This is a genomic window from Microbacterium saperdae (assembly GCF_006716345.1).
Taxonomy (GTDB): domain Bacteria; phylum Actinomycetota; class Actinomycetes; order Actinomycetales; family Microbacteriaceae; genus Microbacterium; species Microbacterium saperdae.
Window position 1 is genome coordinate 561,824 of record NZ_VFOX01000002.1, and the last position, 24,715, is coordinate 586,538.

Genomic DNA, 24,715 nt, shown 5'->3' on the forward strand with positions numbered 1-24,715 from the left:
TCGAGAAGTGCGACGGGAGCTTCTGCGTGCGGGGCGGAGAGAGCTGTCGGTGTCAGAGCGGCAGCACGATCGTGGCGATGAGACCGCCGCCCTTGCGGGCGCGCAGGCGCACCTCGCCGCCGTGGGTCTTGGCGATGCTCTGCACGATCGCGAGCCCCAGTCCGGTGCCATCGGGACCCGCGGAGGTGCGGCTCGCGTCGCCGCGGTAGAACGGCTCGGTGAGCAGCTCCAGGGTGGCCGGGGTGATCGGGGTACCGGTGTTCTCGACCTCGATGAGGGCGCGTCCGCGTTCACGGCGGCAGCGCACCCACAGCTCGCCGCCGGGCACGTTGTGACGGATGCCGTTCTCGAGCAGGTTCCGCACCGCCCTGGCCAGCAGCACCGTGTCGCCCTCGACCGTGAGTTCCCGCACGTGCGTGTGCACCGCGATCTCCTGGGCATCGAGCTCTTCGATCTGGTCCTCGACGAGCGCGCGGAGCTCGACCGGTTCGACCTCGTCAAGCCCGGTGCGGGCGCGCGCGAGGGCGAGCAGCGCCGTGATGAGGCGCTCGCTCTGCTCGGTGGCGCGCAGCGCCCGCTGCATGTTGGCCTGCAGGTCCGCCGGCACGGCACCCTGTTCGAGAGGGATCTCCAGTGCCGTCCTGGTCGTCGTCAGCGGGGTGCGCAGCTCGTGCGAGGCGTTCGCCACGAAGCGGTCCTGCGCGGCGAAGGCGGACTGCAGCCGATCGAGCATTCCGTCGATCGTGTCGCCCAGCTCCTTGATCTCGTCGTCAGGGCCGGGGAGGTCGAGTCGACGTCCGAGGTCGCGCTCCGAGATGTCGCGCGCGGCGGCCGTGACCTCCCCGATGCGGTCGAGCGAACGCCGGGCGAGCCAGAACGCGATCGCGGCGGCGACTCCGGTGAAGCCGACCAGCACCACGACCGACCACAGCAGCAGACCGCCGCCGACCTCGTCCGCGAGGAACGTCGACTGCTGCAGCACCGCCCCTTCCACGGCGTCCAGCGACAGGCTCTGCATGGGCGTGGCGATCGTGAAGTCGGCGACATCGGCGGTCTCGGCGAAATAGGCGCATCCGGTGCTGATCGTGCCCGACAGCATGCTGCCGTCGGTGAGGGGCGAGACCTCGGTGAAGTCGGAACCATCGGTCGGGCCCGTCCCCTCGGTGAGGGACGCCACCCCGGAGCCGGGGAGACAGCTCGCCGCCGTCGTGTCGATGGCCGAGGCGAACAGCTGCTGCACGACCAGATACTGCACCGTGAGCAGCGCGGCGCCGGCGGCGATGAACACTCCGGCGATGATGATCACCAGCCGGGTGCGGAAGCTCATGCGCCTCATGACGTCCCCACTCGATAGCCGTGCCCGGCCGCGGATCGGATGACCTCGGGCGACCCGAGCTTGCGGCGCAGCGTGTGGACGGCGATCTTGACCACGCCGCGGGTGCGTTCGTATGGCTCATCCCACACCTCGTCGAGCAGATCGTCGGCGCTGACGTACCCGCCTTCCGCAGCGAGCAGCGTCTCGAGCACACCGAACTCCTTGAGTGTGAGCCGGATCGGGGTGCCGTCTCGCTCGACGATGCGCCGCCCGACGTCGAGGCGTACTCCGGCGAACTCCAGGACGGCGGTCGCCCGCCCGGACTGCCCGCGGCGGCCGAGAGCGCGGAGACGGGCCAGCAGCTCGACGTAGGCGAACGGCTTGGCGAGGTAGTCGTCGGCACCGAGGTCGAGGCCTTCGACCCGGTCGTTGAGGGTTCCGGCTGCCGTGAGCATCAGGATGCGGGCCGGGTACTCCTGCGCGACGAGTGTGCGGCAGACGGCATCGCCGCTCAGCACGGGGAGGTCGCGGTCGAGCACGATCACGTCGACATCGTTCGAGGCGGCGGCGGTCAGCGCGCTCGCACCGTCGCGCGCGACGTCGACGAGGTATCCCTCCCGGCGCAGGCCGTCGGCCAACGTGTCCGCCAGATCGGCCTCGTCTTCCACCAGCAGCAGTCGCATGGCACCTCCCGTCTCCGAGGGTGCGCTCTGCGCGGTTAGTTTCCGGTTAGGCGCCGTCATACCGACAGCAAACCACCGCATCCGTAGAACTGACTGCACGTCGTGGATGAGCTGCGACCGCGAGAAAGGGAAAGTCATGTTCGACTCGAAAGCACGCCGTGCACTGGTGGTGATGCCCGCTGTCTTCGCGCTCTTCGCGCTCTCCGCGTGCAGCGCTCCGTCCGGGGGCGACAAGGCGGGTGACGGCGCGAACGACGCGGCCGCCGCCCGATTCGTGAGCTGCCTCACCGACGAGGGCCAGACGGCGAAGATCCTCGAGGGTGGCCAGGTGGGCCTGTTGATGCCGGATGCTCCGCTGGATGGGGAGATGGGCGCACTGAGCACCGGCTCGACATCGCTCAGCGCGGGCGAGGGCGAGGAGATGGCGATGTCGATGATCTTCTCGGACGACGACGGCACCTGGCTCGCATCGACGGCCGCCTCCGGCTATCCGGAGGACGGCGGCCAGCGCGCCGCCTGGGAGGACTGCGAGGAGGAGGTCCCCGAGTTCGAGCAGCCCGAGCCCGACATCTCGGCGTCGGAGGGCGCCCAGACGCAGATGTTCTCGCCCGAGGAGTTCATGGATGCGGGACTCGACTTCGCCGCCTGCGCCAGAGAGAACGGCTTCACCGATTTCGCCGACCCTGATGCCGATGCCATGCTGACGCTGCCCGCCGGCATCACCGAAGACGAGGCGCGCACCCTCCTCGAGGCGTGTGCGGATGCCGCGGGCGACATGCCGCCGATGTTCTCACCGGAGAGCGTCGAGGCCGTCGACTTCGACTTCTACGCCCTCATCGGAGAGTTCTTCGAGGGCGCCTTCATGTCGGCGACGGTCCTCCCCTCCGGGGGCGACGAATGAGCCGTCGGCTGACGAAGGTGCTGCTGCCGGTCGGGGCGCTGCTCGTGGCTGCCGCGGTGGCGCTCGCGGTGCTGCAGCCGTGGAGCTCGGTCGCCGAGTCGCCGGCCGAGGCCGAGGACCCGGTCACCGCCAAGGCCGAGCTCACCACGCTCACCTCCGATCTGCGGTTGAACGGGACTCTGAGCTATGGAGCATCCATCGCCCTGCCCGGCAGAGGGGGGACCATCACGCGTCTGCCGACCGCCGGTGACGTGATCGGCGTCGGTCAGGCGATCTACGAGGTCGACGGGAAGCCGGTGATCGCGATGCGCGGCGACCGCCCGTTCTGGCGCGACCTCGGCGTCGGCGTCGAGAACGGGCCGGACGTGCGTCAGCTGGAGCAGGCACTCGCCGACCTCGGCTTCGGCAAGAACATGACGGTGGACGACGAGTTCACGGCGGTGACGGAGGCCAACGTCAAGGCCTGGCAGAAGTCGCTCGGCGTGACGAAGGACGGCGTCGTGAAGCTGGGTGACGTGGTGGCGATCACGGCGGCATCCGTGCGCGTCGAGTCGGTCACGGCGAAACTCGGGGACCCGGCGGGCACGAGTCCTCTGAAGTACACCAGCACCACCCTGCGCGTCGTCGCCAAGCTCTCCGACGCACAGGCGCGGGAGATCCTGCCGGCGACGCCGGTGACGGTCGTGCTTCCGGACGGCACGGAGGCACCGGCGACGGTGACCGCCGTCGACCCCGGCGGGCAGCCGACAGAGAAGGAGGGAGAGACCACACCTCCCACCGCGAACGTGGAGTTCACGGATCCCGCTGCCGCGGAGGGGATCGGGCTGCGCGCGGTCAAGGTCGTGTTCGCGGCGTCCGAAGTGAAGGACGCACTGGTGGTGCCGGTCACGGCGCTCGTGGCGACCACGGACGGCGGCTACGCGGTCGACGTGCTCCGCAAGAAGGGCAAGGTCGAGCGGGTGGTGGTGGAGGTCGGACTGATCGCCGACACCCGCGTGCAGATCGTCGGCGGCGACCTCGCCGAGGGCGATGCCGTGGTGGTGGCGCAATGACACCCGACACGGTGGTCGAGCTGGTCGACGTGGTCAAGGAGTACCCAGGAAGCCCGCCCCTGCGCGTGCTGCACGGCATGAGCCTCGCGATCGAGCGCGGAGAACTGGTGGCCGTCGTCGGCGCATCCGGATCGGGCAAGAGCACGATGCTCTCGATCATGGGCACCCTCGACGACCCCACGAGCGGCACCGTGCTGATCGACGGGACGGATGCCGCGGCGCTCGCCGAGAGAGAGCGTGCGGTCCTGCGCGCTCGCCGCATCGGATTCGTGTTCCAGCAGTTCTTCCTGCTGCCGGCGCTGAGCGCGGTCGACAACGTCGCGCTCGGACTGCTCTACTCGGGCGTGCCGGCGGCGGAGCGATCCGCACGGGCGGCTGCCGCTCTGGAGCGCGTCGGCCTCGGCACCCGCATGACGCACCGCCCCGGTCAGCTCTCGGGCGGGGAGCAGCAGCGGGTGGCCATCGCGCGGGCGATCGTCGGGGAACCGTCGGTGCTGTTCGCCGACGAGCCAACGGGGGCGCTCGACTCGACCACGGGCGAGCGCATCCTCGAGTTGCTCACCTCGATCGCCGATGCGGGAACGGCGGTCGTGATCATCACGCATGACCCCCACATCGCGGAGCGCACGCAGCGGCAGGTCAGCATCCACGACGGACGCATCGTGAGCGATACCGGATCGCGTGAGAGGGAAGAGGTCGCGGCATGAGACGCAGAGGAGAGCGGATGCCCCGGCTCAGCGTCGCGGACAGCATCCGCACGGCCCTGATCGGCCCCCGCAGCCGCAAGATGCGTACGGCGCTGTCGGCGCTCGGTGTCGCGGTCGGCATCGCCGCGTTGACCGCCATCACGGGCATCGCGGCTTCCAACCAGGCGGAACTGCTGGCGAAGCTCGACGCGCTCGGGGCGAACATGATCGTCGTGCAGCCCGGATACGGACCGGACAACAAGCCGGTCGCGCTGCCCGAGACGGCCGCCGGGATGATCGAGCGGGTGACGGGGGTGGAGCAGGTCGGGGTGCTCGAGAAGGTGCCGGACGGCATCGGCGTGTATCGCAACGACCTCATGCCGAAGAGCCAGGGCAACGGGCTGACCGCCGCGGCGGCGAGCCCCGATTTCCTGGCGTCGGTGGAAGGCTCGGTGGCGAAGGGATCCTGGTTCGACGAGACCGACCGCTCGCTGCCGGTGACCGTGCTCGGGTCCGCCGCGGCCGCGCGCATGGGGATCACGGAGCCGGGCGTGCGGGTGTGGATCGGCGAGCAGTGGTACACCGTGATCGGCATCCTCGATTCGGCCGGTCTCGCCGAATCGATCGACGCGAGCGCGTTCCTCGGCGACCGCTGGGCCGCCGAGCACGTGTCGGCGGCGGAGGATGACACCATCGCCTCGATCTACGTGCGGATGGCCGACGGCGGCACGGGCGAGAAGGTTCGCGACGCGATCGCCCGTGCCGCGAACCCGTCGTCGCCGTACGTGCAGGTGACCGGACTCGGCGACCTCGCCGGGGCGCGGGACACCGCGGACGACTCGCTGCCCGGCCTCGCGGTCGGTCTCGCGGCGATCGCTCTGCTGGTCGGAGGGATCGGCATCGCGAACACCATGGTGGTGGCGGTGCTGGAGCGTCGCGGCGAGATCGGGCTCCGGAGGGCGCTCGGTGCGCGTTCGGGGCAGATCGCGGGCCAGTTCGTGGCGGAGGCCATCGTGCTCGGAGGCCTGGGGGGCATCGCCGGGGTGATCTGCGGAGCACTGGGCGTCGTCGCCTACGCCTCGATCCAGGGGCAGGCGGTGACAATCCCCGTGGTGGTGCTCGTCGGCGGTCCGGTCGTGGCGTTGGTGGTCGGCGTGATCGCGGGCCTCTACCCCGCGATCAGTGCGGCGCGGCTGTCGCCGACCGCGGCGCTGCGGACGGTGTGAGCTCGCGGGTTCGGAAGGAGAACGCGTGGAATGAAGGACCCTTCCGCGCGGAACCTCCTTCATTCCGCGAGATCTCCTTCGTTCCGTGTGGCCGCACCGCCGCACACGTCGGCGGCCGAGCGCGGCGACCTTCGTCTCGCTGCGCTCGCTCAGGTACCAACGGGTCGGTTCCTGAGCGAGGAGCGGAGCGACGAGACGAAGGGCGCTCGGCGACGGTCACCCGACCTTCTTCCGGTAGGCGATGATCGCGAACACGTACGCGACCACGAGGATGCCGACGCACCAGGCGAGGGCGACCCAGATCTCGGTGCCGACAGGCTTCTCGGCGAAGAGCGCCTGGATCGTGTCGACGATCGACGTGACCGGCTGGTTCTCCGCGAACCAGCGCACCGGGCCGGGCATCGTGTCCGTGGGCACGAACGCCGAGCTGATGAACGGCAGGAAGATGAGCGGGTAGGAGAACGCGGTCGCTCCGTCGATCGTCTTCGCGCTGAGTCCGGCGATGATCGCCAGCCAGGTGAGGGCCAGTGTGAAGAGCAGCAGGATGCCGATCACGCCGAGCCAGGCCAACGGGCTCGCTCCGGTGCGGAATCCCATCAGGAACCCGACGCCGAAGATGATCGCGAGGGTGATGCCGTTCGCCGTCAGCGACGTGAGCACGTGGGCCCACAGCACACTCGACCGGGCGATCGGCATGGAGTGGAATCGTTCGAACAGTCCGCTCTGCAGGTCGTTGAACAACCGGAACGCCGTATAGGCGATGCCGGATGCCACGGCGATGAGCAGGATGCCCGGCAGCAGGTAGTTCACGTAGTTCTCGGTGCCGGCGCTCTGCTGGAGGGCGCCGCCGAACACGTACACGAACAGCAGCATCAGCGCGATCGGGGTGACCGCCGTGGTGATGATGGTGTCGGGACTGCGGAAGATGTGCCGCATGGAGCGGCCGGTGAGTGTCGCGGTGTCGGCGACGAAGTGCGTGCTCATGCTGCGTCCTCCTTCTTGGACGGGGCGCCGACGAGGGTGAGGAAGATCTCCTCGAGCGTCGGCTGCTTCTCGACGTACTCGACCTTCGCTGCGGGCAGCAGCTTCTTGAGCTCGGCGAGCGTGCCGTTGGCGATGATGCGGCCCTCGTGCAGGATCGCGATGCGGTCGGCCAGATGCTCCGCCTCATCGAGGTACTGCGTGGTGAGGAGCACCGTCGTGCCGGTGTTCGCGAGTTCCTTCACGACCTGCCACACCTCGAGGCGGGCCTCGGGGTCGAGGCCGGTGGTCGGCTCGTCGAGATAGATGACCTCGGGGTGCCCGACCAGGCTCATCGCGATGTCGAGCCGACGTCGCATGCCCCCGGAGTAGGTGCCGACCTTGCGCGATCCGGCATCCGTGAGGCGGAACGTCGCCAGCAGATCGTCGGCGATCGCGCCGGGGTCGGCCAGGTGGCGGAGCTGGGCGACCAGGACCAGGTTCTCGCGTCCGGTGAGGATCTCGTCGACGGCGGCGAACTGCCCGGTCAGGCTGATCCGCTCCCGCACTCCGAGGGGATCGGTGGCGACATCCACACCCTGCACGGTCGCCGTGCCGGCATCCGCTTTCAACAGCGTCGAGAGGATGCGCACCACTGTGGTCTTGCCGGCGCCGTTCGAGCCGAGCAACGCGAAGATGCTGCCCTTCGCGACCTCGAAGTCGACGCCGCGGAGCACGTGCAGGTCCTTGTAGGACTTCTCGATGCCCCGCACGCTGATCGCGGCGGTCATGATTCCTTCTCCGTCTTCGTTGCCTCTTCGACGGCCTTGATGAGGCGGGCGCGCTCCTTGTCGATCCACTGCTTCCCGCTGTACGCCCTGGCGAAGTTCTCGGCGAACTCGACGGGGTCGTCGCCGACGATCGCGCTGATCGGGGTGCCGTCGATCGCGGCGCGCTCCCACAGGTCGGCGTAGTCGACGATCATCTGCACGAGGGTGTCTCCCTCGGTGATGCCGCCGTAGTACATGAAGTACCGGTGGAAGGCATCCGCCGTCGCGCGGTAGGGCTCGGGCAGAGCGTCGAGGCGAGCTTTCGCCTGCCGGTACTGCTTCTTCTGATCGAGCGATCCGGTGAGGGTTTCGATCCATTTCGCGGCCATGGTCAGTTCTCCTTCTGGATGGTGTCGGTGTGTGTCGTGTTCAGTTCTTCGATGCGCTGGGCGAGGACGTTCCAGGTCTTCCAGAACTCCGCCAGCTCGTGCGTGCCCTGCGCGTTGAGGGTGTACACCTTGCGGGGTGGCCCCTTCTCGCTCGGCACCTTCTCGACGTCGACGAGACCGCGCTGCTCGATCCGCACCAGGAGCGCGTAGACCGTGCCCTCTGCGGTGTCTGTGAAGCCGTGGTCGCGCAGACGCGCGGTGATGTCGTATCCGTAGGCGGGCTGCTCGGCGAGGAGGGCGAGAACGATGCCCTCCAGAGTGCCTTTGAGCATCTCGGTCATCTGCTTGCCCATGGATGCTCCTCTCATTCGATGTTCGGTACTCAGTGATGCTGGGTACTGGTATAAAGTAACACTAGGTACCGGTACTTAGCAACACCGAATACTGAAAGAGCAACGACGGAGGACGAAGGGGGCGGGAAGACGGGGGCGGGGTCAGTGCCGACGCCAGGGCAGCAGTCGCTCCCAGAGCCCGGGCGCTCGGGCGACGACCGTCGGTGCCGCCACCGCGAACTGCACGATCTCCTCGGCCCCGTGGTGCACGACCCGATACAGGGCCGTGCCGATGAGCACGCCGAGCGCGATCGACATCACCGACACGAGTGCGGTCAGGAAGTCGGTGAGGCCGCTGTCGGTGGCGACCGCCTCGGTGAGTCCGACCAGGCCGGCCGCACCCGGCACGAGCAGCCAGAACGCGGGCAGGAACGTGATCTGCGCGGGGACGCCGTGACGCAGCGACGCGATCCAGAAGACGACGAGGGTCATCGCGACCGCGCCGATGAAGCCGCCCATGGTCGGCCCGAGCAGCTCTGCGCCCGCCCACTGGCCGGCATAGGCCACGATCAGCGCGAGCAGCACCCATCCGAACGTCGATGCGGGAGCGGAGAAATGCAGATAGTTCCCGAGGGCGAACACCAGGATGCCGATCAGAGCCACCCACCACGGCAGGAAGGATGCCGCCGCCAGCGGCTCGTACGACCGCGACTCCACGCCGACCACGCTGCCGGCGGCGAGGATGCCGAACGCCAGCAGGGCGAGCTGCACGAAGCCGTAGATCAGGCGCGAGGCTCCCGAGATCATCTGGCCGGCCGCGAGCTCGACGGTCGCCGTCGTCAGCACGCCGCCGGGAAGGAAGGTCACGAGCGGAGCGATGAGCAGTCGGATGGGGTCGCCGATCTCGATGACCTCGGCCAGCAGGAAGACCGCGGAGGCGCACACGAAGGCCGCGGCGATCGGCAGCACCAGTTGCAGGGTGGGCGAGCGCACGAGCTTGAGCAGTCCGATGCCGGCGCCGAGCACGAACGCGACGATCGCGCCCTGCCAGGTGGGGGTGAGCAGCAGGGCGAGGCCGGTCGTGAGCACGGCATGCCCGAAGGTGCGGGTGACCCAGCCGAGGCGCGGGCGCATCGCCCCGATCTCGTTCAAGCGGGCGATGCCGTCGAGTGGCGGGACCGACCCGGTGCGCGCCTGGGCGATGAGCTCGTACAGCGCCGCGATCTGGTCGAAGCGGAACGACGCATTGGTCGCCGACCGGATGGCGACGCGCGACTCCTCGTCGTCGCCGGTCTCGACCAGGATGATCGTCGGCAGCACGACGAAGTCGGTGTCGTCACCCCCGTACGCGGCAGCCACCTCGGTCATGGTGTCGCGGATGCGATCGACCGATTCGGCGGAGGCGTTCATGCCCTGCGCGAGTCCGAGGAGGAACTGGCGCAGGGCCGAGCGTGCGACGGCATCCGGCATGTCAGCCGCCCGTCCCGTCCGACGCGGTCATGTCAGGCGAACAGGAACGAGAGCGTCACTCCGACGATGATCGCGACACCCACGTAGACGAGGTTCGGCAGTTGGAAGGAGTGGTCGAAGACGAACTTTCCCATCTTCGTGGTGCCGGTCTGGTCGAACGCGACGGTCGCGACCTGGCTGCCGTTGGCCGGCAGCGTGTAGATGCCCATGGTCGACGGCCAGAGTCCCACCAGGAGCGGTGCGGGCAGACCGATCGTGATGCCGATCGGCACGATCGCGTTGGTCGCGCTCGATTGGCTGGTCGTGAGCATCGCGACGGCGAACAGGGCGAGAGCGAACAGCAGGGCTCCCAGGAACGCCGAGGAGCCCGAGACGACCGAGCCGAGCCCGTCGACGATGAGCGTCTGGTTCGCCGCGACGAAGGTGTTCGCGAGCCAGGCGATACCGAAGAGGGCGATCGCCCCGACGAGGCCGGCGGGGAACGTCGGCTGCTTCGGCACATCCGCTGCCTTGACCTTGCAGAACACGAAGATCAGGGCCGCGATCACACCCATGACCACCTCGATGATCACGGTGACGCTCAGACGCACGGGGTCGCCGGCATCGTCGGTGCCGATGACGGGGCGCAGTCCCTGGAAGAGCCCGAACAGCACGATCACGCCGACGCCGATCAGGAACAGCGCGGCCGACAACACCGCGGTGCGCGGGAGCGTGGTGTCGTGCGCATCGACCACCGGCGGCTGGATCCGCTTGTCGGCCAGGCGGCGCTGGAACTCGGGGTCGTCCTCGAGGTCCTTGCCGTGGCGCATCATGACGAGAGCGGCGACGAAGAGACCGGCGATGGATGCCGGCCACATGATGAGCAGCAGACCGCCGAGGTCGACGCCCTGCGGCGCGAGCAGCACCACCATCGAGGCCGTGGCCGCGGAAACCGGAGAGCACAGGATGCCGACCTGAGAGGCCACAGCCGAGACCGACAGTGCCCGCTCCGGGCGGATCTTCTGCTGGTACGAGACGTCGTAGATGACGGGGAGCAGCGGGTAGAAGATGTTGCCCGTGCCGGCGCCGACGGTGAAGAGGAACGACATCGCGGGCGCGAGGAACACCACGGACTTCGGTTTGCGTCTGATCACCTTCGCCGCGACCGAGACCATCCAGTCGATGCCGCCGGCGGCCTGCATGGTGGAGGCCGCGGTGATGACCGTGATGACGATGAAGACGGCATCCACCGGGGCGTTGCCCGGGGCTTCGCCGAACACGAAGATGAGGACGGCGACGCCGACCAGGCCCCAGACGCCCAGGCCGATCCCGCTGGTGCGGGTGCCCATGTAGATCGCGAGGATGACGACGATCAGCTGGGCGATCAGGATCCACACGTTGTCGTTCACGACGACGGCCCCTGGGTGACGGGAGCGGATCCGACGAGGATCTCGGTCGCGAGTTCGGTCTCGACGATCCGGCCGCCGATCGCCTCGACACGCAGAGCCAGAGGATTCTCGACCGGACTGATCGCCGTCACGAACTCCGAGTTCTCGAAGTGCAGCGACTGCAGATTGCCGACCGCATAGCCCGTGGCGAGCTCGCCGGTCAGGAGCGAGTCGTGGAACAGTGGTCGTCGCTGATCCTCCGCGTCGTAGTGCGGGCAGAAGCTGCCGTGCAGGAATCCGAGCCCTTCGGGGAGCACCTGGAGGGTCGGGCCGTAACTGTCGGTCGTGCCGCCCTCGAACCAGCAGATGCCGCCGGCGCTCCCGCCCGTGAAGACCACGTTCGAGTCGGGGTCCTCCCACATCTCGCGCATGATCTCGTCGAGGCCCTGCCGCTTCCACACGTCGAGCATGTTGGCGGTGTTGCCGCCTCCGACGTGGATCACGTCGAAGCCCTTCACGAACCCGGCGAGGTCGTCGACCGCGCGATGGAAGAGCGGCAGATGGTGCGGCGCGCAGCGGTCGGAGTCGTACGTGGAGTAGAAGCTCACGATGTACGCCGCGTCGTCCCCGGTCGCCGTGCCGACGAAGAGCACCCGCGGTCTCTTCTTCCTCGTGAGCTCGAGGATGTAGTCGTGCGTCGGATCATTCCGACGCTCCATCATCGCCTTGCCCGCTCCGGTTGCCACCACATGAGACATGAGCCACCCCGCTCTCGACTGCAGATGCGGCCAACATATCGGTGTGCCGGGAGGGCGTCTAGGCCTTCTTGGAAACGGCTGTGAGGTCGGCAGCAGTCATGGACATCTGCGGCGGGGAGGGGGCGATGGTCTCCATTCTTTTACTTGACGACGTAACTTAACCTTGTAAAGATAATCCCGCCACCGTGACGATGCGATGGCGGAAGGAGCCATGATGGCTGCACTCAGACGTCTTTCCTTGGCCGCGGTGGCCGCACTCGTGCTCTCGGGGGCGGTGGTGACGGCCTCTCCGGCGGCGGCCGTGACCGACCATACGGTGACATCTCCTGACGGCGGGACGACCCTCACCGTCCGCAACGAGAACGACGGGACCCTCACCTACAACGTGGTGCAGGACGGGGTGACCGTGATCGCCTCATCGAAGATGGGCGTCGTCACCGCCGCTTCCGACCTGTCGACCTCGCTCGCCTTCGACTCCGAGACGAACACGGCGGTCACGCAGAACTACACGCTGGTCGAGCATTTCAACGGACCGGTCTCGTCATCGGCGAACCAGATGACGTTGCGCTATCACCGGGGAAGCGCCCAGCTCGCCGTCGTCGTGCAGGCACACGACGACGGGGTCGCATTCCGCTACGAGGTGTCCGGCGTCGGGAGCACGAACATCACCCGTGAAGCCACGACCTTCGCGCTCCCGGCCGACACCGGCCTGTGGGCGAGCGACTACCGCAGCGCCCGCGACTACGAGGATGCCTACCCGTACGTGTCCGCCGCGTCGATGGGGACCCGGCACTTCTCGATGCCGACGCTGGCGAGCATCGCGAACAACGCCCGCTGGGCCCTGATCTCGGAAGCGGCGGTGTACGTCAACCCGACGTATCCGGCGACCCGGCTCGACGCACAGGGCAACGGCAATCGCACGCTCAAGGTGCAACTGCCCGGCCCGGACAACGATGTGTTCAACACCTCGACCGCCGCCACGCAGGTCGCGACCAGCGGATCGTTCGTGACCCCGTGGCGCGCGATCGCGGTGAGCTCCTCACTCGACGAGATCGTCAACACGAGCCTGATCACCGATCTCAATCCGGCGCCGGCAGTGGGTACCGACACCTCCTGGATCCGTCCGGGCAAGGCGCTGTGGTCATGGTGGTCGAACGAGGAGAAGGCCTCGGAAGGCGACGACATGGCGCGCTCCCAGAAGGAGTACATCGACATCGCCGAGCAGCTGAACATGCAGTACGTCACGGTCGACTGCTGCTACAACGACACCGACGGGTCGATCGAGCAGCTCGTCGCGTACGGGGCCAAGCGTGACATCGGCATCTTCATCTGGAAGAACAAGGGCGACTATGTCAACGGTGACGGCTCGTACTTCACCCAGGCGCAGCTCGATGCCGCGATGCAGGCCATCGCGAACCGCGGCATCGCCGGCGTCAAGATCGACTTCATGCAGAGCGACCGCCTCGACACGATGGCGCTGTACGACCGGATCGCGAAGGCGGCAATGAAGGCGAAGGTGCTCGTGAACTTCCACGGCAGCACCAAACCGTCGGGGGAGAACCGCACCTACCCGAACATCATCACCACCGAGGCGATCCTCGGCAACGAGCAGTACAAGTACGGGCGTCCCCCGACAGCCGTCGACAGCGCGACGTACCCCTTCACGCGGAATGCGGTGGGAGGGATGGACATGACCCCCGTCATCTTCTCCAACCCGAACCTGCTCACCACGCACGCCCACCAGCTGGCCCAGAGCGTGCTGTTCAGCTCGGCGATGCAGCACTTCGCCGACTCGGCTGCCGCATACGAGACCTGGGTCGGTCGTCACCTGCTCAGCAAGGTCCCCACGGTGTGGGATGAGAGCAAGCTCGTGGAGGGATTCCCTGACGACTTCGCGACCATCGCGCGGCGTTCGGGAACCGAGTGGTACATCGGATCGGTCGCCGACGCGGCACGCACGACCAGCATCCCGCTGACGTTCCTCGGCGCGGGGACGTTCACCGCGACGCTCTTCAAGGACGGGGCGAACGACCGCCAGATCGTCACCCAGACGCTCTCGGTCACGTCGGCCACGACCCTGGCCGTGCCGATCCGCGCGCACGGCGGCCTCACGGTGCACATCAGCGCGACGCCGCTGCCGTTCAGCGGCACCGGCGACCGCGTGCTCGAGGCGGAGGCGAGCGGGAACACGCTCGCCGGCGGCGCGAGCGTCTCGGCCTGCCCCGGATGCTCGGGCGGTTCGAAGGTCGGCAGTCTCGGCAACGGCGCGACGGTGCGGTTCAACGGGGTTCAGGCGCCGGTCGCCGGGGCGTACGTGCTGCGTGTCGGCTATCTCGCCGAGGATCCTCGCTCGTTCACGGTGTCGGTCAACGGCGGCGCGGCGCAGACGGTCTCGCCGCCGCGCTCCGGCAAGGGCAATGCGGGCAACCCGAGCGGATGGGACATCGTGCGCGACGTCGAGGTGCCCGTCACCCTGACGGCCGGCGCGAACACGATCACGATCGGCGGGTCGAGCTACGCGCCCGACATCGACCGGATCATCGTGCTCCGCTCGTATGAGGCGGAATCGGCGGGCAACACCCGCACGGGTTCCGCGGTGGTGGCCTCCTGCACGGGCGCGGAATGCTCGGGTCAGAAGGTCACGGGGCTGACGGGGTCGTCGACCCTGGTGTTCGCAGGGGTGCAGGCGCTGCAGGCCGGTTCGACGACGGTGCATCTCCGATACGCGGCGGCGACGGCCACGACCGCGCAGGTGCGTGTCAACGGAGGATCGCCGATCACGGTCTCGTTCCCGGCCACGGCGAACGCGAACGATGTGAGCACGCAGACCGTGCATCTCCCGCTCACGGTCGGGGCGAACACGATCACGTTCGACGCAGCGGGTGGGACCGGCCCTGATGTCGATCGGATCATCGTCCGTCAGTAGCGCTGCGGGGATATGCAGAAGACGGGGGTCGCGATCGCGGCCCCCGTCTTCTGTGTCTCTTCGCCCCGGACGACTAGTCCTCGACAGCCGTCAGGTGCAGCAGCAGTGCGTTGCCGGGATTCAGGAGCGGCAGCGGGAGCCCCTGCGCGAGCACCGCGCCCGTGACGGTGAGGTCGCCGGACATCCAGGCGGGATCCGCCACCTGGTGACGGCTGGCCGAACCGACCTCTTCTCGCACCCGGACCCGGTACGTGGCCACGGGATCGAGTCCGGGGATCGGGACGCGAGGGGTGTTCGCCACGCCGCTGGTCTCGGTGCGCACCCAGGCGAACAGGGCTTCGTGGCGGTCTGGGCCCACCACGCCGTGCAGCAGCGCGCCGTGATCGACGTCGTCGCCGCGCACCGTGACGCCCGTATGGATCAGGCCGCGCAGCTCGCGGTAGAGCGCGGTCCATCGCGTGATCGCTGCGCGCTCCTCGTCCGTCGCTGTCGTCAGATCCCATTCGAGACCGGCATGGCCGAACAGCGCCGTGATCGCGCGGAACGAGAAGTCCGCGTGGCGATGCGTGGTGTGCGATTCGCCCGGACCGATGTGTGCACCGATGAGCTCGGGCGGCAACAGCGTCTGCGTCCACCGCTGGATCTGCTGACGTTCGATCGGGTCGTTGCAGTCGGATGCCCAGACGCGATCCGTGCGGGCGAGGACGCCCAGATCGGTGCGGGCACCTCCGCTCGCACACGATTCGATCTCGAGACGCGGGTGCCGTCGGCGCAACTCGTCGAGCAGACGGTAGAGGCCGAGAGTGTGCGCATGAACCCGTCGCGCACCGCCCGCGCCGATGGCGGCGTGCAGATCGCGGTTGTGATCCCACTTGACGAAGTCCACACCGCTCTCGGTGATCACGCGGTCGAGCCGGTCGAGCAGATGGGCCACCACGTCATCACGCGACAGATCGAGCACGAACTGGTGCCTCCAGGCGAGCGACGGAGCTTCCTGCAGGAACCACTCCGGGTGCTCTCGCGCCAGTTCGGAGTCGGGGTTCACCATCTCGGGCTCGAACCACAACCCGAACTGCATGCCGAGCGCGTGCACGCGCTCCGACAGCGGTGCGAGCCCCTGTGGCCAGACGTCGGGGTCGACCCACCAGTCGCCGAGCCCGGCATGGTCGTCGCGGCGTCCGCGGAACCAGCCGTCGTCGAGGACGAACCGTTCCACACCCACCTCGGCCGCCGTCGTCGCGAGCCGGGTGAGGGTCTCGAGGTCGTGGTCGAAGTACACCGCCTCCCACGTGTTCAGCAACAGCGGGCGGGGAGTCTGCGGATGATTCGGCCGGGCGCGCATCGAGGAGTGCAGTCGTGCGGTGATCCCGTCGATCCCGGCGTCGCTCCAGGTGGACACGACCTCGGGCGAGGTGTACGTCTCGCCCGGCTGCAGTGCGATCTCTCCCGTGTCGACCAGCTCGCCGCCGCCGAGGATCGAGCGATGGACCCCTGCTCCTTCCGGGAGGCGCTCGACGAGCATCTCCTGGTTGCCGCTCCAGGCGACGTGCGCCGCCCAGACTTCTCCGGCGCGAAAACGAAAGCCCTCCGTGCCCACGAGCGTGAGGAATGAGGAGTCGTGACCCGGGCGACCGCGGCGCGAGGAGCGCAACCAGGTCCCGTCGTTGATCGAGGCGCGCTGGGGGAGGCGCTCCTTCGTCCATCGCCCGGTGAAGTCGAGGATCTCCGTGGCCCGACTCGGCAGGGGCAGCAGTGTCCGGGCGGCCATCACATCCACGCGCGGGGCGTCGCCGATGTGCGAGACCGAGACCGAGGAGTGCAGCACGCCGGCGGCATTGATCCGATAGGAGAGCGCGAGCTCGATCGTGGCGGAGGCATCGCGCAGCACGAAGCGCGCGTGCGTGTCATCGCTCTCTCCGCCGACCGGGGTGAAGCCGTCGAGGATGCGGTCCCCGGCGTGCGCCTCGATCGCCGGCGTGCCCGACCAGCCGTGGGCGCGACCCGCGGTGATCGAGAAGGTGCGGGATATGTCGAAGGAGCTGTTCATCACCGCGGGGCCGGCTGTGGCGAGGATCCCGGGGACATCGGCGTCCCGCAGCTCCACGCCCCAGTGGGCGATCGCGGGTACTCCGAAGGCGTCGACGGTGAACAGGACGCTCACGCCGCCGTCGCGAAGATGCGCGAGGCCGCTGCGGGCGACTTTCTGAGCATCGTGAAGTTTGATACTTGACGTCATGAATTAATGATGCGTATTCTCATCCAAGACCGCAACTCGAACCCGATCGACAACGGAGTCCTTCCCGTGACGCATGCCCTTCCCGAGATCGCCGTGGACGTCATCCACGGCGATCGCCGCGCCATCCTCACCTCGAACGCCGAGCGCCCGACGCTCGTGTGGGAGGTCGCCGGCGAGCGCATCGCGACGGTGGCGCTCGGCGTCGACGTCGACGGTGCCGACCTCGGCATCGGTGCCCGGATCGTCTCATCCGTCGAGAACAGCGTGCGCGAGGAATGGACGGCGGCGTTCGGGAAGTCGACGGGCGTGCAGAGCGCCGTGCACGCCGAGACCACGGTGGTGCTGCGCACGGGGGAGCGGGAGTGGGCGGTCGTGATCCGCGTCGCGGCAGACGGTTTCGCCTTCCGCTACCGCCTCCCTGACGACGCCCGCGTGCTGGGCGATGAGCACACGCTGGTCGGAGTCGCCCCGGAGTCCCGTTCCTGGGTGCTCGAGTACCAGACCTGGTACGAGACGCCTCGGTTCGGTTCCGACCTCGCAGACCTCGTCGCCGGGGACTACGGGTTCCCGCTGCTGCTGGAGGTCGCCCCCGAGCGGTTCCTGCTCCTCTCGGAGTCGGACATCGACGGACGCACCTCGGGTGCGCACGTCGCGTTCGACGGCGAAACCTTCCGGATCGTCGCCGCCGACCCTCTGATCGCCGTCGCGAGCGGGCACCTGACCCCGTGGCGCGTGGGTATCGCGGGAACGACGGCCGAGATCATCGCCTCGACCCTGGTCGACGAGCTCGCCCCCGCTGCCGCCGCCGATGCGTTCGTCGCCCGCCCGGGGCGCGCCGCGTGGTCATGGTGGTCGAGCCAGTACTCGGGTGCGTATCTCGAGGTGCAGAAACGATTCACGGACTTCGCCGCCGAGCAGGGCTGGGAGCATGTGCTGGTCGACTGCGGGTGGGATGCCGCATGGGTGCCCGAGCTCGTCTCCTACGCGAGTGCGCACGGCATCCAGGTGCACCTGTGGAGCTCGTGGAGCGACCTCGACGGCGAGGAGAGCCTGCGCAAGCTGGAGCTGTGGCGCTCGTGGGGTGTCGCGGGGATCAAGGTCGACTTCATGGAGTCCGAGGCGCAGGAGCGCTACCGCTGGTACGACGCGATCATCGGCGAGTCCGCGCGGGTGGGACTCGCCGTCAACTTCCACGGCTCCGTGATCCCCCGCGGCTGGGCCCGCACGCATCCGCACGTCGTCAGCTACGAGGGCATCCGCGGCGCGGAGTACTACGTCTTCTACGGCAATCCGCTCTCGGCAGCGCACAACGTCATCCAGCCCTTCACGCGCAACGTGGTCGGGTCGATGGACTACACGCCGGTCACCTTCAGCGCCCCGGAACGCGAGACGAGCGACGCCCACGAACTCGCCCTCGGCGTCGTCTACGAGAGCGGCATCACGCACTTCGCCGACGATCCCGATCAGTACCGTGCGCGTCCGCTCGCCGCGCGGTTCCTCGCCGAGCTGGCACCGACGTGGCACGAGGTGCGGTTGCTCGACGGGCACCCCGACACGCACGCCACCCTCGCCCGACGGCACGAGGACCGCTGGTTCGTCGGCTGCATCGGGGCCGCGCAGAGCGAGACCGTGGTCTCGTTCGACCCGAGCATCCTGGTCGACGGCCCGGCCGACGTCTGGATCGTCCGTGATGGCGACGCCGGATTGATCGACGAGCGTCGGACGGATGCCGCAGGGGTCATCGAGGTCTCGCTGTCCGCCCGCGGCGGTTTCGTCGCGATCGTGGTCCCCGCGGGGACGGCGGTGCACCGTGCCGAAAGTCGAGTCGCGCTGACACCGCCCACGCACGACGGCGGACTCCGCGTCCTCACCGGAGACCGCGTCGTGATCGAGACCGACGCCGACGGCATCCGTCTTCCCCTCGGATGGACGGCGGTCCGCGAGGGCGACCACGCCTGGTCGGTGGCGCCCACGGCGCCGGTGGCACCAGGCACCCTCGTCGTCGTCACGCTCGAGAAGCCCGGCCATGATCGGGTGCCGGTGACGTCGCATGTGCGGATCGTTGCCCCGTTCGACGGCGGGCCGCACGACGTGTCGGCGCTCGCATTCGTCTCGGCGCGCAACGCGATCGGCCCGGTCGAGCGCGGTCTCGCGAACGGCGGAGGCGACCCCCGTGACGGCGCCGTGCTGACGGTGTGCGGCGAGGTCTTCGCCGAGGGGCTGGGCGTCGCGCAGGAGTCGTCGATCGTGTTCGCGATCCCCGGCCCCCTGCGTCGGCTGACCGGATCGGTCGCGGTCGACGACGAGACCCCGTCAGCCGACGCGCACGCCGAGATCGTGCTCGACGGCGAGGTGGCGGCGCGCTTCGCCCTCGCGGGCGGGAGCGCCCCGACGACCTTCGAGATCGATGTCACCGGCATCACCACCCTGGAACTCCGCACCTCCCCCGGTGCGGCCGAGGAGACGCACGTCGACTGGCTCACGCTGCGACTCGCTGATTGACGACCTGGCAGGGACGCCAGGCTGACCTAGAGGAGAAGAACACATGCGCAGAACGACCACAGCATCCGGTGTGGCAGCTCTCGCTGCCATCGCCCTGCTCGCCGGATGCTCTTCCGGCACCCCGACGGGCGGCGACGCGCAGGGAGGCGATGTGACCCTGACGTACGGGGTCTGGAGCCAGGACGAGACGATGCAGTCCCTGATCGACGCCTTCGAGAAGGAGAACCCGGGCATCACCGTCGACCTGCAGGTCAACCCGTGGAACGACTTCTGGACCAAGCTGCAGGTCGGCGCGCAGGGCGGCACCGCCCCCGACGCCTTCTGGATGCTGGGTGACCGGTTCCAGGTGTACGCCGCGAACGACCAGCTGCTCCCGCTGAGCGATGCGATCGAGGATGCCGGTGTCGACCTGGGCGTCTACCCCGACGCGCTGGTCGATCTGTTCACACTGAACGATGAGCTGTACGGCCTCCCGAAGGACTTCGACACGGTCGGGCTCTGGTACAACAAGGAGCTCTTCGACGCCGCCGGTGTCGACTACCCGACCGCGGATTGGACCTGGGATGACGTCAGCACGGCGGCCGCGGCGCTGACCGATGCGGATGCCGGTGTCTACGGCATCGCCGCCCCGCTGAACCGTCAGGAGGGCTTCTACAACACCGTCGCCCAGGCCGGCGGATACATCATCGAGGATGGAGCGTCGGGCTACGACGACCCGAAGACGCAGGAGGGCATCCAGTTCTGGACCGACCTCGTCGCCGCCGGCTCCTCGCCGACACTGGAGCAGTTCGCCGACACCGAGGCCGTGGCCCAGTTCGAGAACGGCAGCGTCGCGATGTACTACGGCGGCTCGTTCTACGCGCAGCGCTTCTACGAGAACGCTGACCTGCGCGCGAAGATCGACGTCACCGTGCTGCCTCAGGGCACCGAGCGCGCGACCGTGATCAACGGCATCCAGAACGTCGGATACGCCGGCACCAAGCACCCGGAGGAGCTGAAGAAGTTCCTGCTGTTCCTCGGCGGCAAGGAGGCGGCGGAGATCCAGGCCGACACCGGCGCCGTGATCCCCGCCTACGAAGGAACGCAGCAGGCGTGGGTCGACTCGATGCCCGAGCTCAACCTGCAGGCGTTCATCGACGAGGTGCCCTACGGTGTCGTGTACCCCGTGTCCGCCGACACCGCGGCCTGGAACGCGCTCGAAGACGAGTACCTCCCGGCCGCATGGAACGGCACCGACAGCGTCAAGGCGGTCGCCGACAAGCTCGCCGCCGCCATGAACGACGCGCTCGCGAAGGAAGAATGAGCACTCTCACGACCGGGCGGGGCGCTGCAGAGCGCTCCGCCCGCACCACCCGCTCCCGCAGCCGACTTCGGCGCAACGCCCCGGGGCTGGCCTTCATCGCGCCCGCCCTGGTGGGCCTGCTCGCGCTGTACATCGTGCCACTGCTGACCACGATCTATCTCAGCTTCACCAAGACCAAGCCCTTCGGCGGCGAGACCTTCACCGGGATCGACAACTACGCCCGGCTCGTCGCCGATCCGCAGTTCTGGTCGGCTCTCGGCAACAGTGCGGTGTACACCGCCATCGTGCTCATCGGCATCCCGATCAGCATCGTCCTCGCGACCCTCATCCACGCCGTGCGGCGGGGCAAGAACATCTACCGCGTGCTCTTCTTCCTCCCGATCGTCACGCTTCCCGTCGCGGTGGGGATGGTGTGGCGCTACATCTTCAACGGCGAGTTCGGGCTGCTCAACCAGGCGCTCGGAGTCATCGGCATCGACGGACCGAGCTGGGTCGCCGATCCGAGCGTCGCGATCTTCGCCGTCGCGATCGTCGGCATCTGGATGAGCCTCGGGACCAGCATCATCATCCTCGGCGCCGGTCTGCAGGGTGTCCCTCCCGAGCTGATCGAGGCATCGTCCCTGGACGGCGCGGGCCCGGTCCGCCAGTTCTTCGCGGTGACGCTGCCTCTTCTCTCTCCGAGCATCTTCTTCGTCTCCGTGCTCTCGGTGATCTCGTCGCTGCAGATGTTCGACCTCATCTATGTGATGCTCGTCCGTGGATCGCAGGCCGAGACGGCATCCCAGACGATCGTCTACTACTTCTTCCAGCAGACCTTCCTGCGCTTCGACCGCGGCTACGGCGCCGCGATCGCGATCGTCCTGCTGCTGGTCATCATGCTCGTCACGGCCCTGCAGTTCCGACTGCAGAGGAAGGCGGTGTTCTATGGCTGAGACCGCCACTCTGGTCGCTCCCCACTCCGCGCCCGGTTCGCACGGGGCCCGACCGGCGGGACGCCGTCGCCGCCGCTCGCAGTGGCCGCTGCACCTCGTGCTCATCGTGTGCGCCTCGCTCATGGTGCTGCCCTTCGTCTGGCAGCTGCTGACGGCGTTCAAGTCGGTGGCGGAGTCGCGCGCCGTGCCGCCGGTGCTGTTCCCCGAAGTCCTCGACTTCGGAGCGTTCGAGCGCTTCTTCGCGACGGTCCCCTTCGGCAGCATGCTCGGCGTATCGGTGCTCTCGCTGCTGTTGCGCGTGGCCGGTCAGCTGCTGATCTGCACGCTCGCCGCCTACGGGTTCGCGCGCTTCCGCTTCCCCGGTCGCGACGCGCTGTTCCTCTTGTTCCTCGTCATGCTGATGGCGCCGAGCCAGCTGTTCCTGATCGCCCAGTTCGACCTGATGAAGGCGTTCGGGCTGCTGAACACCGTGCCGGCGATCGCGATTCCGGGGATCTTCTCGGCGTTCGGCACCTTCCTGCTGCGGCAGGCGTTCCTGGCATTGCCGAGCGACTATGAAGAGGCGGCCAGGCTCGACGGGGCGAACGCTTTCCAGGTCTTCTGGCGCGTGATGCTGCCGATGGTGGGCCCGACCGTCGCGGCGCTGGCCGTGCTCACGTCGCTCTACTCTTGGAACGACCTGCTCTGGCCGCTCATCGTCACCTCGTCGCCCGACACCATGACGCTCCCGGTCGGTCTCGCCAATCTCCAGGGCCAGTACGGCACCGACTACCCGACGTTGATGGCGGGGTCGTTCATCGCCTCCCTGCCCCTCGTCGTGATCTTCATCGCCCTGCAGAGGCAGTTCTTTGCGGGCATCGCCTCCAGTGGTCTGAAAGGCTGACGTTGTGAATCGCATACCGGTGACCTCGCCCGCTTCCGTGGCGGTCTTCCGTCGCATCCTCACGCACGGCCCACTCGGACGCGTCGACATCTCGCGCGCCACGGGGCTCTCGCAGGCAGCCGTGACGAAGGCGGTGACTCCGCTGATCGGCGCCGGGTTCGTCGTCGAGACCGACGATCCGCGCGCGGCGCCGACGATCGGTCGTCCGATCAGCCCGCTCGCGGTCGCCCGTGATCGCGCCCACATCATCGGGATCAAGATCACCGCCGAGCGCACGTACGGCGTGTTGACCGACCTCGGTGCGAGCGTGCTCGCACGCACCGACGAGGTCAACCGCAGCTCGGCGGTCGACCATGTCATCGAGGCGGTGCGCGCCGTGGTCGACACTCTGAGCGCGGCCTCTCCCACGCCGGTCGACGGCATCGGCGTCGCCGTGTCGGGCGACGTGGATCGCGAGAGCGGGATCGTGCGCGACTCGCCGCTGCTCGGATGGCACGGCGTGCCGCTCGCGCACATCCTCGAGGAGTCGATCGGTATCCCGACGATCCTCGAGAACGACGTACGCGCCCTGACCACCACCGAGGTGCTGTTCGGGTCCGGCCGGGATGCCGACTCGTTCGCCGTCGTCACCATCGGCACGGGTATCGGCTGCGGACTCTACCTGAACGGCAAGGTCGTCCAGGGGGCGCACGGTGTCGCCGGAGAGATCGGTCACCTGCCGCTCGGCCCGGTGGACGCGGTCTGCAGCTGCGGTCGGCGCGGATGCGTCGAGGCGGTCGCATCCACCGCCGCGATCCTGAACGACATCCGTGCGGGGCACGACGACCCCTCGCTGACCGTCGAGGACGCCTTCGCGCTCGCACACGCCGACGACGCGGTCGCCCGAGCCGCCTTCGAACGCGCGGGCGGGGTGATCGGATCCGCACTGGCGGCGCTGGTGAACCTCACCGGCCCTGAGCTCGTCGTCATCGCGGGCGAGAACGTCACCGAGTACGGTCTCTACGAAGACCGGTTGCGCGAGACCTTCGCCGAGCACGCCTTCGGTGCCGCGAGCGACTGTGCGATCGTGCTGCGTCCGCATGTGTTCGACGACTGGGCGCGCGGTGCGGCGGCCTGTGTGATCGAGGACATCGCGAGCGGGATCGCGACCGGGCGGTAGATCGGCGTCGGGAGGAGAATTCGGTCTCGGGAGGAGCCTGAGCCGAGGATCGTCCTCCCGAGGCGGAGAACTCCTCCCGACCGCTCGCCGAAGCGGCGGTCAGCCCCGGGCGCCCGCCGCCTCGACCAGGCCTTCGAGACGGCCGAGGGTGCGCGAGCGCAGCGGCTCGGGGCGGATGCCGAGGGCTTTCGCGAGCTCGACGGCGAGGGCGGCGTGGCCTGTGGCGTTGGGGTGGAAGGGGTCGTCCATCAGGCCCCAGGGCACCCGGCCGCCGCCGAGCTCGGTGAAGCGGGCGAGCTGGTCGACCAGGATCACGTCGTCACGTGCGGCGACTGCGCGCACGGCGTCGGCGAACTCGACGACGCGGGCGCGCTCCGGGGCGTTCAGGGCGTCGATCGACGGAGGGGTCTGCAGCACCGGGACGGCGCCGAGCGCCCGCACCCGCGAGACGAACTCGTGCAGCGACGCCGCGTAGTCGTCGGCCGAGATGATCGGCCACACGCCGCCCGTCGACATGTCGTTGGTGCCGATCATGAGGGTCACCACGTCGGGTCGCCACGACGAGACCCGTCGCTCCCAGTCGCCCAGGATGTCGACGATGCGGTGACCGCTGATGGCCGAGTTGATGACGATGTCGCGCACGCGTCCGAGCTCCCCGCGGATCAGCTCGTGCAGGTGCTCCGGGTAGCTGCGCCCGCCCTGCGTGTGCACGAGGCCGTGCGTGATCGAGTCGCCGGTGATGACCCAGTTGAGCGGCTCCGCGCCCGCGAGAGCGTCGGCGAGCCGGCGAAGATCGGATGCGGCGGAGGCGGGGGATTCGGCGTTCGGCACGAGGTAGAGCCTATCGGCCGCCCCGCTCCGGGTC

Annotated in this window: 21 protein-coding genes; 10 read left to right on the plus strand and 11 right to left on the minus strand. The window is 68.6% G+C overall.

Annotation, left to right across the window (positions count from 1 at the left end; genetic code table 11):
- Positions 1-52 precede the first annotated feature (52 nt).
- A complete protein-coding gene (locus FB560_RS17325; protein WP_170198196.1) occupies positions 53-1,327 on the minus strand; it encodes a sensor histidine kinase in 1,275 nt (424 codons plus the stop codon).
- A 5-nt stretch (positions 1,328-1,332) separates the two neighbouring features.
- Positions 1,333-1,998, minus strand: coding sequence for a response regulator transcription factor (locus FB560_RS17330; RefSeq protein WP_141873885.1), 666 nt, complete (start codon positions 1,996-1,998; stop codon positions 1,333-1,335).
- Positions 1,999-2,134: 136 nt separating this feature from the next.
- Between FB560_RS17330 and FB560_RS17335 the strand changes: the two genes are divergently transcribed.
- Genes FB560_RS17335 through FB560_RS17350 form a run of 4 tightly spaced genes read left to right on the plus strand, consistent with a single transcriptional unit; the run spans position 2,135 to position 5,863 of the window.
- Positions 2,135-2,899, plus strand: coding sequence for a hypothetical protein (locus tag FB560_RS17335; protein ID WP_141873887.1), 765 nt, complete (start codon positions 2,135-2,137; stop codon positions 2,897-2,899).
- Entirely contained in the window at positions 2,896-3,951 is a 1,056-nt protein-coding gene (locus tag FB560_RS17340) for a peptidoglycan-binding protein (protein ID WP_141873889.1), read from the plus strand. Before FB560_RS17335 ends, FB560_RS17340 begins: the two co-directional genes overlap by 4 nt.
- Positions 3,948-4,658: an ABC transporter ATP-binding protein gene (locus FB560_RS17345; RefSeq protein WP_141873891.1), complete on the plus strand. Its 711-nt coding sequence runs from the start codon at positions 3,948-3,950 to the stop codon at positions 4,656-4,658. The genes FB560_RS17340 and FB560_RS17345 overlap by 4 nt, the downstream gene beginning before the upstream one ends.
- A 17-nt stretch (positions 4,659-4,675) precedes the next feature.
- On the plus strand, positions 4,676-5,863 hold the full coding sequence (locus FB560_RS17350) for an ABC transporter permease (protein WP_170198197.1): 1,188 nt from the start codon (positions 4,676-4,678) through the stop codon (positions 5,861-5,863).
- 216 nt (positions 5,864-6,079) lie between these two features.
- Here FB560_RS17350 and FB560_RS17355 read toward each other — a convergent pair whose 3' ends face one another.
- The 7 genes from FB560_RS17355 to FB560_RS17385 all read right to left on the minus strand — a co-directional run bounded on the left by FB560_RS17355 (position 6,080) and on the right by FB560_RS17385 (position 11,909).
- Complete coding sequence (locus tag FB560_RS17355; protein WP_141873896.1) at positions 6,080-6,847, minus strand: ABC transporter permease; 768 nt, start codon at positions 6,845-6,847, stop codon at positions 6,080-6,082.
- Complete coding sequence (locus tag FB560_RS17360; RefSeq protein ID WP_141874606.1) at positions 6,844-7,617, minus strand: ABC transporter ATP-binding protein; 774 nt, start codon at positions 7,615-7,617, stop codon at positions 6,844-6,846. The genes FB560_RS17355 and FB560_RS17360 overlap by 4 nt, the downstream gene beginning before the upstream one ends.
- Positions 7,611-7,982 (minus strand): DUF1048 domain-containing protein, encoded by a 372-nt coding sequence (locus FB560_RS17365; RefSeq protein WP_141873897.1) that lies wholly within the window; start codon positions 7,980-7,982, stop codon positions 7,611-7,613. The genes FB560_RS17360 and FB560_RS17365 overlap by 7 nt, the downstream gene beginning before the upstream one ends.
- A gap of 2 nt (positions 7,983-7,984) precedes the next feature.
- Positions 7,985-8,335, minus strand: a complete 351-nt coding sequence (locus tag FB560_RS17370; protein WP_141873899.1) for a PadR family transcriptional regulator — start codon at positions 8,333-8,335, stop codon at positions 7,985-7,987.
- Positions 8,336-8,476: 141 nt separating this feature from the next.
- A complete protein-coding gene (locus FB560_RS17375) occupies positions 8,477-9,784 on the minus strand; it encodes a threonine/serine exporter family protein (RefSeq protein ID WP_141873901.1) in 1,308 nt (435 codons plus the stop codon).
- A 32-nt stretch (positions 9,785-9,816) separates the two neighbouring features.
- Positions 9,817-11,172 (minus strand): anaerobic C4-dicarboxylate transporter family protein, encoded by a 1,356-nt coding sequence (locus FB560_RS17380; protein WP_141873903.1) that lies wholly within the window; start codon positions 11,170-11,172, stop codon positions 9,817-9,819.
- Positions 11,169-11,909, minus strand: a complete 741-nt coding sequence (locus tag FB560_RS17385; RefSeq protein WP_141873907.1) for a Type 1 glutamine amidotransferase-like domain-containing protein — start codon at positions 11,907-11,909, stop codon at positions 11,169-11,171. Before FB560_RS17385 ends, FB560_RS17380 begins: the two co-directional genes overlap by 4 nt.
- Before the next feature lie 214 nt (positions 11,910-12,123).
- On the opposite strand from FB560_RS17385, the gene FB560_RS17390 reads away from it, so the two are divergent.
- Positions 12,124-14,835 carry a glycoside hydrolase family 97 catalytic domain-containing protein gene (locus FB560_RS17390; protein WP_170198199.1) on the plus strand — a complete coding sequence of 904 codons (2,712 nt, stop codon included), beginning with the start codon at positions 12,124-12,126 and terminating at the stop codon, positions 14,833-14,835.
- Between the two features lie 73 nt (positions 14,836-14,908).
- Here FB560_RS17390 and FB560_RS17395 read toward each other — a convergent pair whose 3' ends face one another.
- Positions 14,909-17,071 carry an alpha-galactosidase gene (locus FB560_RS17395; RefSeq protein ID WP_141873911.1) on the minus strand — a complete coding sequence of 721 codons (2,163 nt, stop codon included), beginning with the start codon at positions 17,069-17,071 and terminating at the stop codon, positions 14,909-14,911.
- Positions 17,072-17,080: 9 nt separating this feature from the next.
- On the opposite strand from FB560_RS17395, the gene FB560_RS17400 reads away from it, so the two are divergent.
- From FB560_RS17400 to FB560_RS17420, 5 genes are read left to right on the plus strand one after another with little or no spacing between them, the layout of a single operon-like run.
- On the plus strand, positions 17,081-19,573 hold the full coding sequence (locus tag FB560_RS17400; protein WP_170198200.1) for a glycoside hydrolase family 97 catalytic domain-containing protein: 2,493 nt from the start codon (positions 17,081-17,083) through the stop codon (positions 19,571-19,573).
- 43 nt (positions 19,574-19,616) lie between these two features.
- Positions 19,617-20,876 (plus strand): ABC transporter substrate-binding protein, encoded by a 1,260-nt coding sequence (locus tag FB560_RS17405; RefSeq protein ID WP_141873915.1) that lies wholly within the window; start codon positions 19,617-19,619, stop codon positions 20,874-20,876.
- Entirely contained in the window at positions 20,873-21,808 is a 936-nt protein-coding gene (locus FB560_RS17410; protein ID WP_141873917.1) for a carbohydrate ABC transporter permease, read from the plus strand. The genes FB560_RS17405 and FB560_RS17410 overlap by 4 nt, the downstream gene beginning before the upstream one ends.
- On the plus strand, positions 21,801-22,691 hold the full coding sequence (locus tag FB560_RS17415; protein ID WP_141873919.1) for a carbohydrate ABC transporter permease: 891 nt from the start codon (positions 21,801-21,803) through the stop codon (positions 22,689-22,691). The genes FB560_RS17410 and FB560_RS17415 overlap by 8 nt, the downstream gene beginning before the upstream one ends.
- A 4-nt stretch (positions 22,692-22,695) precedes the next feature.
- Positions 22,696-23,850 (plus strand): ROK family transcriptional regulator, encoded by a 1,155-nt coding sequence (locus FB560_RS17420; RefSeq protein ID WP_141873922.1) that lies wholly within the window; start codon positions 22,696-22,698, stop codon positions 23,848-23,850.
- A 99-nt stretch (positions 23,851-23,949) separates the two neighbouring features.
- Here FB560_RS17420 and FB560_RS17425 read toward each other — a convergent pair whose 3' ends face one another.
- Positions 23,950-24,681, minus strand: coding sequence for an SGNH/GDSL hydrolase family protein (locus FB560_RS17425; RefSeq protein WP_141873924.1), 732 nt, complete (start codon positions 24,679-24,681; stop codon positions 23,950-23,952).
- Positions 24,682-24,715: the final 34 nt, after the last annotated feature.

Coding starts and splice junctions, on each gene's coding strand:
- FB560_RS17405 (WP_141873915.1), top strand. CDS start 19,617: ATGCGCAGAACGACCACAGCATCCGGTGTGGCAGCTCTCGCTGCCATC.
- FB560_RS17415 (WP_141873919.1), top strand. CDS start 21,801: ATGGCTGAGACCGCCACTCTGGTCGCTCCCCACTCCGCGCCCGGTTCG.
- FB560_RS17365 (WP_141873897.1), bottom strand. CDS start 7,982: ATGGCCGCGAAATGGATCGAAACCCTCACCGGATCGCTCGATCAGAAG.
- FB560_RS17370 (WP_141873899.1), bottom strand. CDS start 8,335: ATGGGCAAGCAGATGACCGAGATGCTCAAAGGCACTCTGGAGGGCATC.
- FB560_RS17395 (WP_141873911.1), bottom strand. CDS start 17,071: ATGACGTCAAGTATCAAACTTCACGATGCTCAGAAAGTCGCCCGCAGC.
- FB560_RS17325 (WP_170198196.1), bottom strand. CDS start 1,327: ATGAGCTTCCGCACCCGGCTGGTGATCATCATCGCCGGAGTGTTCATC.
- FB560_RS17355 (WP_141873896.1), bottom strand. CDS start 6,847: ATGAGCACGCACTTCGTCGCCGACACCGCGACACTCACCGGCCGCTCC.
- FB560_RS17350 (WP_170198197.1), top strand. CDS start 4,676: ATGCCCCGGCTCAGCGTCGCGGACAGCATCCGCACGGCCCTGATCGGC.
- FB560_RS17330 (WP_141873885.1), bottom strand. CDS start 1,998: ATGCGACTGCTGCTGGTGGAAGACGAGGCCGATCTGGCGGACACGTTG.
- FB560_RS17385 (WP_141873907.1), bottom strand. CDS start 11,909: ATGTCTCATGTGGTGGCAACCGGAGCGGGCAAGGCGATGATGGAGCGT.
- FB560_RS17375 (WP_141873901.1), bottom strand. CDS start 9,784: ATGCCGGATGCCGTCGCACGCTCGGCCCTGCGCCAGTTCCTCCTCGGA.
- FB560_RS17400 (WP_170198200.1), top strand. CDS start 17,081: ATGCGTATTCTCATCCAAGACCGCAACTCGAACCCGATCGACAACGGA.
- FB560_RS17410 (WP_141873917.1), top strand. CDS start 20,873: ATGAGCACTCTCACGACCGGGCGGGGCGCTGCAGAGCGCTCCGCCCGC.
- FB560_RS17345 (WP_141873891.1), top strand. CDS start 3,948: ATGACACCCGACACGGTGGTCGAGCTGGTCGACGTGGTCAAGGAGTAC.
- FB560_RS17340 (WP_141873889.1), top strand. CDS start 2,896: ATGAGCCGTCGGCTGACGAAGGTGCTGCTGCCGGTCGGGGCGCTGCTC.
- FB560_RS17390 (WP_170198199.1), top strand. CDS start 12,124: ATGGCTGCACTCAGACGTCTTTCCTTGGCCGCGGTGGCCGCACTCGTG.
- FB560_RS17335 (WP_141873887.1), top strand. CDS start 2,135: ATGTTCGACTCGAAAGCACGCCGTGCACTGGTGGTGATGCCCGCTGTC.